Annotated in this window: 10 protein-coding genes; 5 read left to right on the top strand and 5 right to left on the bottom strand. The window is 63.1% G+C overall.

The genetic code is table 11. The features are described from left to right. The first annotated feature begins 239 nt into the window (after positions 1–239). From EOA29_RS11120 to EOA29_RS11105, 4 genes are all read left to right on the top strand, one after another. Positions 240–1,436: a pyridoxal phosphate-dependent aminotransferase gene (locus EOA29_RS11120; protein WP_189350598.1), complete on the top strand. Its 1,197-nt coding sequence runs from the start codon at positions 240–242 to the stop codon at positions 1,434–1,436. A 74-nt stretch (positions 1,437–1,510) separates the two neighbouring features. Beyond that, positions 1,511–2,308 (top strand): ABC transporter substrate-binding protein, encoded by a 798-nt coding sequence (locus EOA29_RS11115; RefSeq protein WP_126090436.1) that lies wholly within the window; start codon positions 1,511–1,513, stop codon positions 2,306–2,308. A 161-nt stretch (positions 2,309–2,469) separates the two neighbouring features. After that, positions 2,470–3,144 (top strand): amino acid ABC transporter permease, encoded by a 675-nt coding sequence (locus EOA29_RS11110; RefSeq protein WP_126090437.1) that lies wholly within the window; start codon positions 2,470–2,472, stop codon positions 3,142–3,144. Between the two features lie 49 nt (positions 3,145–3,193). Then, on the top strand, positions 3,194–4,483 hold the full coding sequence (locus EOA29_RS11105; protein ID WP_126090438.1) for a cysteine desulfurase-like protein: 1,290 nt from the start codon (positions 3,194–3,196) through the stop codon (positions 4,481–4,483). A gap of 84 nt (positions 4,484–4,567) precedes the next feature. On the opposite strand, the gene EOA29_RS11100 is transcribed toward EOA29_RS11105, so the two are convergent. From EOA29_RS11100 to EOA29_RS11080, 5 genes are read right to left on the bottom strand one after another with little or no spacing between them, the layout of a single operon-like run. Beyond that, a complete protein-coding gene (locus EOA29_RS11100; protein ID WP_127220892.1) occupies positions 4,568–5,395 on the bottom strand; it encodes a dipeptide ABC transporter ATP-binding protein in 828 nt (275 codons plus the stop codon). Between the two features lie 13 nt (positions 5,396–5,408). Then, the gene (locus tag EOA29_RS11095) at positions 5,409–6,260 is read right to left on the bottom strand and encodes an ABC transporter ATP-binding protein (RefSeq protein WP_126090440.1); all 852 of its coding nucleotides are present in this window, start codon (positions 6,258–6,260) and stop codon (positions 5,409–5,411) included. Next, the gene (locus tag EOA29_RS11090) at positions 6,260–7,144 is read right to left on the bottom strand and encodes an ABC transporter permease subunit (protein ID WP_245464923.1); all 885 of its coding nucleotides are present in this window, start codon (positions 7,142–7,144) and stop codon (positions 6,260–6,262) included. The genes EOA29_RS11095 and EOA29_RS11090 overlap by 1 nt, the downstream gene beginning before the upstream one ends. A gap of 26 nt (positions 7,145–7,170) precedes the next feature. Then, complete coding sequence (locus tag EOA29_RS11085) at positions 7,171–8,178, bottom strand: ABC transporter permease subunit (RefSeq protein WP_126090442.1); 1,008 nt, start codon at positions 8,176–8,178, stop codon at positions 7,171–7,173. A 51-nt stretch (positions 8,179–8,229) separates the two neighbouring features. Next, the gene (locus tag EOA29_RS11080) at positions 8,230–9,828 is read right to left on the bottom strand and encodes an ABC transporter substrate-binding protein (RefSeq protein ID WP_126090443.1); all 1,599 of its coding nucleotides are present in this window, start codon (positions 9,826–9,828) and stop codon (positions 8,230–8,232) included. Between the two features lie 481 nt (positions 9,829–10,309). On the opposite strand from EOA29_RS11080, the gene EOA29_RS11075 reads away from it, so the two are divergent. Beyond that, positions 10,310–12,274: a long-chain fatty acid--CoA ligase gene (locus EOA29_RS11075; RefSeq protein WP_126090444.1), complete on the top strand. Its 1,965-nt coding sequence runs from the start codon at positions 10,310–10,312 to the stop codon at positions 12,272–12,274. Positions 12,275–12,316 lie beyond the last annotated feature (42 nt).

Raw genomic sequence — 12,316 nt, 5'->3', positions numbered from 1 at the left:
GGTGCGGGCGCCGGTGCCGGAAAGGCGGCGGCAACCGCCGAACTCGCCCGAGCGGCACACCGTTAAACTCCGCTGCAGCGCGTCACTGGCGGCAAGGCGCGATATTTTTTAAGCTTAAAACTTTTACCTTGAAAAGTCCGAGACTTTGGATAAGCATTCAACATCGACGGTGACCGCGGCCAAGTGTGCTGCCGGTCCTGTCGCGGCGTCCAGGGTGCGAGGTTCAGTCCTTGTCGTTCATGCTGCCCCAGTCATCATCTCTGGCCAGCGCGCGTTACGCTTTCGAAGGCGTCCGCGCACAAATCCGCGATCTTCACACCGAGAACATTGCCAACCTCGCCTTGCGCGCCCGCGAACTGGGAGACGTGATCGCGCTCTGGTACGGCGAAGGCGACATGGTGACACCCGCCTTCATCCGCGACGCAGCGAAGGCGGCTTTCGACGAGGGGCTGACTTTCTACGTTCCCGACATGCGCGGCTTTGGGCCATTGAATGACGCATTGTCGGAGTACCAGACGCGCATCCATGACCAGCCGATCCCCATCGCGCGGACCACGGTTACGCCGGGTGGCATGCAGGCGCTCTATCTGGCGCTGGAACTTTTGGTCGATACCGGAACCAATGTCGTCTATGTCGCGCCGCAATGGCCGAACATCCACAACGCGATCCATCTGATCGGCGGTGAGCCACGGCCGTTTTCGCTCGATTTCAAAGGCGACTGGCAGCTCGATCTCGACCGTCTATTCGCGGCCTGCGACGCGCGGACCCGCGCGATCTTCCTGTCGACGCCATCCAACCCGACGGGCTGGACCGCGTCGCGCGAGGAGATGCAGGCGCTGCTCGAATTCAGCCGGCGCACAGGCATCTGGATCATCTCCGACGAGGTCTACGGCCGGCTCTATTTCGACGGCGACGTCGCCCCGTCGATCCTGCAGATCGCCGAGGACGGCGACAGGGTGCTTTCGGTGAACAGTTTCTCGAAAGCCTGGGCGATGACCGGCTGGCGTATCGGCTGGCTCACCCATCCGTCAGGAGTGACCGACCAGCTCGGCGCCATGACCCAATATGTCAACAGCGGCACGGCCGCTCCGATCCAGGCCGGCGCGGTTGCCGCGATCCGCCAGGGCGAACCGCTGGTCGAGGAGATCAGGCAGCGGATCACGACCGGCCTCGACCTCGCTTATGACAGACTGGCGCGGATTCCCGGCATCGTGCTGCCGGCCAGGCCGCGCGGCGGGATGTACGCGTTCTTCGCCCTGGAAGGCGAAAGCGACGCGCGACGCGCCTGCGCCCGGATTCTGGAGACGACGCGTGTCGGGCTCGCGCCCGGCCACCTGTTCGGCAACTCGGCGGCGGCATTCCTGCGCATGTGCGTCTGCCGCGACAGCGGCCAGATCGAAACGGCGCTCGACCGCATGGTCGCCGCAATGAATTGACGCCCTGCTGGAATCGGGGCGGCAAAAAACCGTGCGGGGCCAACCCGCCCGTTCAACAACAGAGGGAACAAGATATGAACTTTACCCGTCGCAACCTGCTTCTGCTAGCCGCCACCATCGGCATTGTAGCCGGCCCCGCCGCGTCTCACGCCGCTGACGTGCTCAATGTCGGCGCCTACCCGACCAATCCTCCGTTCGAGTACAAGAACGAGGGCGGCACATTCGAGGGCTTCGAGGTCGACATCGTCAACGAAGCGGCGAAGCGCGTCGGCATGACCACCGATATCGCCGACCTCGGATTCCAGGCGCTGTTCGCGGCGACAACGTCGAAGCGCATCGACGTGGCCATATCCTCCATCACGATCACCGCGGAGAGGCTGAAGTCACAGTCCTTCACCCAGCCCTACTACGATTCCGACATGGGCATCGCCACCAAGACCGACAGCGCGATCAACACCGAAGCCGACCTCAAGGGCAAGGTCGTCGGCGTCTTGTCGGGCTCGACTGGAGAAACCTGGGTCAAGGAGCATCAGCAGGCCGACGGCTTCAGCGACGTGAAGGGCTATGACACGCAGCAGAACCTGCTGCTCGACCTCAGCGCCGGACGCGTCGACGCGGCCGTCAGCGACATACCCGGCGTGCAGTACTCCTTCAAGAAAATGAAGGATCTCGTCGTCAAGGAACGCATCAAGACCGGCGAGCAATACGGCCTGATGATGACCAAGGACCATCCGCTGCTCGGCAAGCTGAACGACGCGTTGACCGCGATGAAGAAGGACGGCACGATCGCGGCGATCCACAAGAAGTGGTTCGACAGCGATGCTCCGGCCGATTCCTCCACCGTCAAGGAAATGCCGCTGCCCAAGGCCTGATCGGCTACCGGCAAACAAGCGACGTGCCGGCTCCAAAGGCCGGCACGTCCGTTTTCACGCATGACTTTCCCGGAACCCTTATCCGTTCGGCCAAGCCGATCTCAGTGTCCCCGGGTCTGGCTCCGGCGTCGTAGGGCGCAACACGGTTGGGGAATGCTCCCATGTCGCTGATCGACACTTTCTTCAATCCCGACGTCATCGCGTCCAGCCTGCCGGCGCTGTTGCGCGGCTTCCTCAATACGCTTCTGCTCGGGCTGCTCAGTATCATTATCGGCATAGTTGTCGGACTGGCGATCAGCCTGGTGCGGCTCTACGCGCCGAAGCCGCTCCGGCTGCTCGCGGTCGGCTACATCGATATCTTCCGTGCCCTGCCGGTGCTGGTGGTGCTGATCCTGATCTACTACGCGCTGCCGTTCCTCGGCATACGCCTCTCGTCATGGACATCCGCGGTGACGGCATTCGCCATCATCATGTCCGCCTATTCGGCGGAGGTGTTCCGCTCCGGCATCGAGAGCATTCCGCGCGGCCAGTTCGAGGCGGCGCAGGCGCTTGGCCTGCCGTTCGTGCTGACGCTGCGCAAGGTGGTGCTGCCGCAGGCGATCCGCGTGGTCATTCCGCCGATGACCAGCAACTGCGTCTCGATGTTCAAGGACACGTCGCTTGCCTCCACCGTGGCGTTGCCGGAATTGCTCAAGGAAGCGACCAATGCGCAGTCGCTCTATGCCAACCCCTCTCCGCTGATCGGCGCGGCCCTGGTCTACCTCGTCTTCCTCTGGCCGATGGTCCGCCTCGTCAGCCTGCTCGAGCGCCGCTTCAAGGACGAGAAGGCGCGCTGAACTCACCAACCGATCCCCAGCCATCCAAGTCTTTCGCAGGAGCCTGCCCGTGAACAAGCATCAGACCGACAATACCAACGCCGCCGCGTTCCCGGTCGAAAAGGTCCGCGCCATGTTTCCGGCGCTCCGGCAGGCGGGCGACTTCATCTTCATGGACAACGCCGCCGGCGCGCAGATCCCGCAAAGCGTGTTCGACGCGGTGACCAACCATCTGGTCGCGCACAATGTGCAGCGCGGCGGCCGCTATGGCCGCAGCGTCACCGTCGACCGGTCGGTCGCTGAGGCGCGCGAGAGCGTGGCGCTTTTGATCAACGCCTACAGCCCGTCCGAAATCTGCTTCGGCATGAACGCCACCTCGTTCATCCGTCTGGTCAGCCTCGGCATCGGCCAGATGCTTTCCAAGCACGTGGATATGGGGCGTGACGAGATCGTTGTCACCGACATGGACCACGACGCCAATATCGCCACCTGGCTGGCGTTGGAATCCGCAGGCGCAAAGTTCAAATGGTGGCGCATGCGCGAGGACGGCAACCTCCATGTCGACGACCTCGAGCCGCTGGTGTCGGAGCGCACCCGGCTCGTCGCCTGCACGGTGACGGCGCATTCGATCGGCTCGATCGTCGATGTCGCTTCGGTTGCCAGGATCGCGCATGCGGCCGGCGCCGAAGTGTTCCTCGACAGCGTGCATTACGGTCCGCACGGGTTGATCGACGTGCAGGCCTGGGATTGCGACTATCTCGTCTGTTCCGGGTACAAGAATTTCTCGCCGCATATGGGCTTCCTGTGGGGTCGCTTCGACACGCTGAAGCGGCTGCCGACCTTCCGCGAGGATTTCATTCCCGACGAGCCGCCCTACAAGGTCGAAGCCGGCACCTTCATCTACGAGAACGTCTCCGGCATGGACGCGGCGGTCCGCTATCTGGAATCGGTCGGCCGCAATTTTCTGCCCGAGAACAACCGCTCGCGCCGCGACAACATCGTCGCCGGCATGAACGCCATCCGCGACTACGAGCTGACGCTGACGCGCGAGATGTTCAAGGTGCTGAAGGCGTGCGGCGCCACGATCTACGGCGTCGCCGAGGAAGACCGCATCCACGAACGTGTGCCGACCTTCTGCTTCAACATCGGCAAGCTCTCGCCGCAAAGGATCGTCGAGGATATGGCGGCCCTGCAGATCGGCATCCGCGACGGCCATATGTATGCGCCAAGGCTGATGAAGCGGCTCAACCTGTCCATGGACAGCGGCGCAATCCGTGCCTCGCTGGTGCATTACAACACGGTCGAGGAGGTGCACCGCTTCGGCGAGACGCTGCGGGCGATTATCGCCAAGCTGTCGTGATCTGATCTCTTCGCGAGAGGGGGGCGCGAAGGATCGCCAAGCCTCCCATTCTCCTGCTCCGCCCTGGGATTGACGACGCGGGGATCAGGCCGCCTTCTTCTTCGCCAGCCTTGCCTTGATCGAGGTGATGTCGGCGCGCGGCGTCGCGGCGAAGAGCGTTTTCGTGTAGGCGTGCTTGGGGTCGGAGAAGACCTCGTCGCGCGAGCCGTATTCGACCGCCTCGCCGAAATACATCACCATGACGTCGTCGGCGATGTAGCGCACGACCGAGAGGTCGTGGCTGATGAAGACATAGGTCAGCTTGAACTCGTCCTGCAGGTCGGCGAGCAGGTTGAGCACCTGCGCCTGCACCGATAGATCGAGCGCTGATACCGGCTCGTCCAGCACCAACAGGCTGGGATTGAGCATCAGCGCGCGGGCGATGGCGATGCGCTGGCGCTGGCCGCCCGAGAACATGTGCGGATAGCGGTTGTAATGCTCCGGTCCGAGGCCGACCTTCTTCAGCATCTTCATCGCAAGGTCGCGGCGTTCCTCGGCCGGCTTGTCGGTGTTGATGAGCAACGGCTCGCCGAGCACGTCGCCGATCTTCTGGCGCGGGTTGAGCGATCCGTAAGGGTTCTGGAAGACGATCTGCACCTTGCGGCGCATCTCCTTGGTCAGCCCATCCCTGGCGATGTCGACCTTGTTGCCGTCGATGAACAGCTCGCCAGCCGTCGCCGGATCGATCAGCGTTATGATGCGTGCGAGCGTGGACTTGCCGCAGCCGCTCTCGCCGACGATGGCGAGTGTCTTGCCCTTCTCGACGCCGAAGGAGACGCCCTTCACCGCATTCACCGTGCGCGCGGGGCGGAACAGGCCGCCGCCGACATGGTAGTCGCGCACGATGTTCTTGCCTTCGACAACCTTGGTCATGCGTTGGCTCCGGTCATGCACTAGCTCCCGAGGGCGCCGGCTCGAACAGCATGTCGGAGACGGTCGGCAGACGGTCGCCGACGGCGTTCTCCGGCAGCGCCGACAGCAGCGCGCGCGTGTAGTTGCTCTTCGGGCTTTCGAACAGCGACAGCACGTCGGCCTCTTCCATCTTGCGGCCCTTGTACTGGACGATGACGCGGTCGGCGGTTTCGGCGACCACGCCCATATTGTGGGTGATCATGATCAGGCCCATGCCGTATTTGGCCTGCAGCGAGACCAGCAGATCGAGGATCTGCTTCTGGATGGTGACGTCGAGCGCCGTCGTCGGCTCGTCGGCGATCAGGAGCTTCGGATTGCAGGCGATCGCCATCGCGATCATGATGCGCTGGCATTGGCCGCCCGACATCTGGTGCGGGAAGGAATTGAGCCGCTCGGCCGGTTCGGGAATGCCGACCTGCTTCAAAAGCTCGATGGCGCGCGCGCGGCGCTGCGCCCGGTCCATGCCGAGATGGAAGCGCAACACCTCCTCGATCTGGAAGCCGACGGTGAAGCACGGATTGAGGCTGGCGATCGGCTCCTGGAAGATCATGGCAATGTCCTTGCCGATGATCCTGCGGCGCTCGGCCGGGCTGATCTTGAGGAGATCGCGGCCGCCAAACGTCATGCGGTCGGCGGTGACGGTGGCGGTCCACGGAAGCAAGCCCATCACCGCCAGCATCGACACCGACTTGCCGGAGCCGGACTCGCCGACGATGGCGAGCACCTCGCGCTCGTCGACATGGAGCGATACGCCGTCGACGGCGCGGAACGGGCCTGAGGCGGTCTGGAATTCGACGACGAGGTTGTGGATGTCGAGCAATGCCATCACGACCTCCTGAGCTTCGGATCGAGCGCGTCGCGCAAGCCGTCGCCGATCAGGTTGATGGCGAGCACGGTAATCAGGATGGCGAGGCCAGGGAAGGTCACCACCCACCAGGCGCGCAGGATGAACTCGCGCGCCGAGGCCAGCATGGTGCCCCATTCCGGCGTCGGCGGCTGCGCGCCGAGGCCGAGGAAGCCAAGTGCTGCGGCTTCCAGGATGGCGTTCGAGAAGGACAGCGTGCCCTGGACGATCAGCGGCGCCAGGCAGTTCGGCAGGATGGTGCGAAGCATCAGGCGCAGATGTCCGGCGCCCGCGACCTTGGCCGCCACAACATATTCGCGGCTCTTCTCGGCCATGACGGCGGCTCGCACGAGGCGGGCGAAATGCGGCTGCAGCACCAGGGAGATCGCCAGCATCGCATTGAACAGGCCAGGACCGAGGATGGTGACAAGCACCAGCGCCAGAAGCAACGACGGGAAAGCCAGGATCAGGTCCATGACGCGCATGATCGCGACGTCGACCCAGCCACGGAAATAACCGGCAAGCAGGCCGAGCGTGATGCCGCCGGTGAGCGCCAGCGTGACCACGACCGCGCCGATCAGCAGCGAGAAGCGCGCCCCGTAGAGCAGGCGCGAGAGGATGTCTCGGCCGACCGGATCGGTGCCGAGCAGATATTGGGTGCTGCCGCCCGTCTGCCAGGCCGGCGGCCGGAGGAACGCGGTCTTGTCCTGCACGTCGGGCGCGTAGGGCGCAAGCAGCGGCGCGAAGAGCGCGGCCAGCACCAAAAGGATGAAGACGAACAGGCCGATGACAGCGCCGCGGTTCACCGAGAAATAGTGCCAGAAGGTCTTGAAGCCGGTCAGTCGGTCCGGGCTGCCGGCGGCCATGGGGGCGATTTCGGTCGACTGGCTCATCACGCCGCCCTGATACGCGGGTTGATGACGGCGTAGAGCACGTCGACGATGAGGTTCACGGCCATGACGATGAGCGCGATCAAAAGCAGCCCTGACTGCACGACGACATAGTCGCGCTTGAAGATGGAATCGACCATCCACTTGCCGATGCCCGGCCAGGCGAAGATGGTCTCGGTAAGGATGGCGCCGGCAAGCAGCGTGCCGACCTGCAGGCCGATGGTGGTGACCACCGGGATCAGCGCGTTGCGCAGGGCATGCACGCCGATGACGCGGGCGGCGGAAAGGCCCTTGGCGCGGGCGGTGCGGACGTAGTCCTCGCCCAGCACCTCGAGCATGGCCGAGCGCGTCTGGCGGGCGATCACCGCCAGCGGAATGGTGCCGAGCACGATCGCCGGCAGGACGAGATGGCTGAGCGCCGAGCGCAGCGCGTCCCACTTGCCGTAGAGAATGCTGTCGATGGTCATGAAGCCGGTGATCGGCTTCAGAAAGAACTGCAGGCCCATGCGGCCCGATACCGGCGTCCAGCCGAGATAGCCGGAAAAGAAGATGATGAGCAGCAGGCCCCACCAGAAGATCGGCATGGAATAGCCGACAAGGGCAGTGCCCATCAGCGACTGGTCGAACCATGAGCCGCGCTTGACGGCCGCGAATATGCCGGCCGGAATGCCGATCACCATGGCGAAGATCATGGCGAAGAAGGACAGTTCCAGCGTCGCCGGGAAGAGCGTCTTGAACTCTTCCATCACCGGGCGCTTGGATGAAATGGAAACGCCGAAATCGCCGGTGGCGACCTCGCCGACATAGCGCGCGTACTGCTCCCAGATCGGCAGATTGTAGCCGAACTGTTCCTTGAGCTCTTCGTAGCGCGCCGGCGATACGCCATGCTCGCCGGCCATGGCCAGGATCGGATCGCCGGGCAGCAGCCGGACGAAAGCGAAGGCGCAGATGGTGATGCCGACCAGGGTCGGGATCAGGAGGGCGATTTTGTTGAGAAGATATCGGAGCATCGTCAAATGGAATGGGGCGGCGCTGGAATTTGCGCCGCCCCGTTCGCAATATTACTCGGACTTGTCAACGCCGTCGAAGCGGTGAATGCCGAGCGGGTCCATCTTGTAGCCGGTGACGTTGTTGCGAACGACCGAGTAGACCTGGCTGTGGGCCAGGAGGAAGGCGGGCGCCTGCTTGGCGAAGATCACCTGCGCCTGCTCATAGAGCTTGGTGCGCTCGCCCTGGTCGCTGGTCTTCTTGGCCTTCTGGATCAGGTCCTCGAAGTCCTTGTCGCACCAGCTCGAGTAGTTCGACACACCGATGGCCGAGCAGGCAAAGAGGGTGGCGAAGAAGTTGTCCGGATCGCCGTTGTCGCCGGTCCAGCCGATCTGGAAGGCGCCGGGACGCTCTTTCTTCTTGCCTTCCTCGCGATACTTCGTCCACTCGTAGTTGACGATTTCGGCCTTGACGCCGACCTTGGCCCAGTCGGCCTGGATCAGTTCGGCCGCGCGCTGGAAGTTCGGGTTGTAAGGACGAACGCGGTCGGAGGCCCAGAGCTGGATTTCCTTCAGACCGGCATCGGCCAGCACCTTCTTGGCCGCTTCCGGATCATAGGAATCGAACTTCACGTCCTTGTCCCAAGACCACATGGTCGGCGGGATCAGGTTCTGGGCAGGCGTAGCACCGGCATCCTGGAACAGCGACTTGATCAGGGCTTCCCGGTCGATCGCCTGATTGAGCGCATGGCGAACCTCGGGCTTGTCGAGCGGCGGGATCGTCGTGTTGTAGCTCATATAGCCGATGTTGAGGCCGGCCTGATCGAGCAGGGTCACGTCCTTGTTGGCCTTGATGGTGGCGATGTCGGCCGGGTTCGGATAGGGAGCCACGTCGCATTCGCCGGCCAGCACCTTCTGGATGCGGGCGGTCGCGTCAGGCGTGATGGCGAAGACCAGATCGTCGATCTTCTCCTTGCCCTTGAAGTAGTCGGGGTTGGCCGCGTAGCGGATGACCGAATCCAGCTGGTAGTCGACGAACTGGAAGGGGCCGGTGCCGATCGGCTTGGTCGAGAAGTCGGCCATCTTGCCGTCCTTCTCGAGCTGGTCGGCATATTCCTTCGACACGATCGAGGCGAAGTCCATGCCGAGATTGGCCAGCATCGGCGCGTTCGGCTCGGTCAGCGTCAGCTTGACGGTGAGGTCGTCGACCTTTTCCCACTTGGCGACATATTTCGGCATGTCCATGCCGGTGTAGTAGTCCCAGGTCAGGTTCGGCAGATACTTCTCGCCGTTCCACGGATTCTGCTTGTTGAACTGGCGGTCGAACGAGAAGACGACGTCATCGGCATTGAGGTCGCGGGTCGGCTTGAAATAGTCGGTGGTCTGGAACTTCACGCCCGGATGCAGGTGGAAAGTATAGACCAGGCCGTCATCCGAGATTTCCCATTTGTCGGCAAGGCCGGGCTCGATCTCGGTGCCGCCATGCTTGAACTCGACCAGACGCGAATAGACGGTGCGCGACGAGGCGTCGAAGTCGTTACCGCCCGTCGTCGTACCCGGGTCGAAATTGGCCGGCGACGCTTCCGAGCAATAGACAAGCGTCTTTGCATTGGCCATGCCACCCAGGACGCTTGCAGCCAGCAACGCGGCTGCAAAAGTCATTGTCTTTTTCATTGAGCACTCCCTGATGTTCTTCCAAGCCCCTCTATCAGGCTCGAGAAGCGCGCATATAAGCACCGTTTTTAGGGCTTTGGAACACCCCGTTTGCGTACCCCATGGTAAGCAGGAAAAGAATCCGGATTTTCCTCAAATAGCGGAAATAGTGAGTAGAATTTTCCGCTCACGACATTGTTAACGACCGCATTTTTTTATTGATCGATCCCCTCCCGAAATCAGATCCGGGAGCTTCCCGCCCGCAATCCGGCTCGCAATCGGCGCGCAGTTCAAGCGACGGTTGGAGGAACAGGTTTCGACGGCAAATCTTTCCGCCGCTGCCGCTGGGGCAAGACTTGCACGGCCGCCGATAGACGCAATACATAGACGGCATGCCGGATTTCTTGGGGAATCCGCAATCGGCGCCAGCGGAGGAGGCCTCTGACATTGGAGGCGGGCGCGACACGAGACTGTGAGACCAAGGATACCAGGGAGGGATTTGGTGGCAAAAGCAGCAAAGACAACGCCCCCGGCGAAGGCAAAAGCCAAGGCCGCGGCCGCTAATGCCGGCGCGCCCAAGGCTTCACCTTCCAAGGCCGCTTCACCAGCCAAAGCGTCTTCACCTGCAAAGGCCACCTCCAAGCCGAAGGCCGCTGCAACGAGCCCCAAATCCGCCACCAAGGCTGCAACCACAAAGACCGACAAGCCGGCGGCCGCCGGCAAGCCCACAACCGCAAAACCGGCCTCGGCGCCGGCTAGGCGGCTGCCGAAGGCGATCACGGAGCTCACCGCCGGGCTGCCGGAGAAGCCGTGGCTGAAAAACTATCCGAAGAACATGCCGGCCGAGATCGGCCCGCTGCCCTACAATTCCATCGGCGACTTCCTGGTCGGTGCCTGCAAGCAGTTTTCCGCCCAGCCGGCATATGTGTGCATGGGTAAGTCGATTTCCTACGCCGAGCTCGAGCGGCTTTCGGCCGCCTTTGGCGCCTTTCTGCAGTCGAAAGGCTTGGAGAAGGGCGCTCGCGTGGCGCTGATGATGCCGAACGTGCTGCAATATCCGGTGGCGATGATGGCGGTGCTTCGCGCCGGCTTCACGGTGGTGAACGTCAACCCGCTCTACACGCCGCGCGAGCTGGAGCATCAGCTCAAGGATTCCGGCGCGCAGGCCATCGTCATCCTGGAAAACTTCGCCAACACGCTGCAGGCGGTCATCGCCAGGACGCCGGTCAAGCATGTGGTGGTGGCGGCGATGGGCGACCTGCTGGGCGGCCTCAAGGGCACGATCGTCAATCTCGTCGTTCGGCGGGTGAAGAAGATGGTTCCCGCCTGGTCTCTGCCCGGCCATGTCCGGTTCAACGCCGCGCTGAAGGCCGGCTCCGCAAGCGCCTTCAAGCCGGCGGCGGTTTCGGGCGACGATATCGCCTTCCTGCAATATACGGGAGGCACGACGGGCATTTCGAAGGGCGCGACGCTGCTGCACCGGAACGTGTTGTCCAACGTGGCGCAGAATTCGCTCTGGGTGGAGGATGCCTACAGGTTCAAGCCGAAGCCGGCCCACCAAAACTTCATCTGCGCGCTGCCGCTTTACCATATCTTCGCGCTGACGGTGAACGCGCTGATGGGCATGCAGCAAGGTGCCCAGAACGTGCTCATCCCGAACCCGCGCGACATTCCGGGCTTCGTCAAGGAACTGCAGAAATATCCGGCTCACATCTTCCCCGGCCTCAACACGCTGTTCAACGCGCTGCTCAACAACGAGGATTTCCGCAAGCTCGACTTCAAGCCGCTGATCCTGACGCTTGGCGGCGGCATGGCGGTGCAGAAGGGCGTGGCCGAGCGCTGGAAGGCGCTGACCGGTTGTCCGGTGAGCGAAGGCTACGGGCTTTCGGAAACCTCGCCGGTGGCGACCGCCAACAAGTTCAGCTCCAGCGAGTTCACCGGCACGATCGGCCTGCCGCTGCCTTCGACCGAGATCGCCATCCGCGACGACGACGGCAACAACGTGCCGCTCGGCGAAGTCGGCGAGATCTGCATCCGCGGGCCGCAGGTGATGGCTGGCTACTGGAACCGGCCCGACGAGACCGCCAAGGTGATGACCAGGGACGGGTTCTTCAAGTCGGGCGACATGGGTTTCATGGACGAGCGCGGCTACACCAAGATCGTCGACCGCAAGAAGGACATGATCCTGGTCTCCGGCTTCAACGTCTATCCGAACGAGTTGGAAGAGGTCGTCGCGCAGCATCCCGGCGTGCTCGAGGCGGCGGCGATCGGCGTGCCTGACGAACATTCCGGCGAGGTGCCGAAACTGTTCGTGGTCAAGAAGGATCCGGCGCTCACCGTCGAGACGCTGACCGCCTATTGCCGCGAGAACCTGACCGGCTACAAGCGGCCGAGATACATCGAATTCCGCACCGAACTGCCGAAGACACCGGTCGGCAAGATCCTGCGGCGCGCATTGCGGGAATAGATTTGAGCGAACACGCTGCCGACGTGGCGCCGGCGCGCCGCG

Origin of the sequence: Mesorhizobium sp. M1E.F.Ca.ET.063.01.1.1 (assembly GCF_003998155.1) — a bacterium.
Lineage (GTDB): Bacteria > Pseudomonadota > Alphaproteobacteria > Rhizobiales > Rhizobiaceae > Mesorhizobium.
The sequence above is the reverse complement of the archived record's forward strand: the minus strand, read 5'-3'. Positions and strand labels throughout refer to the sequence as shown.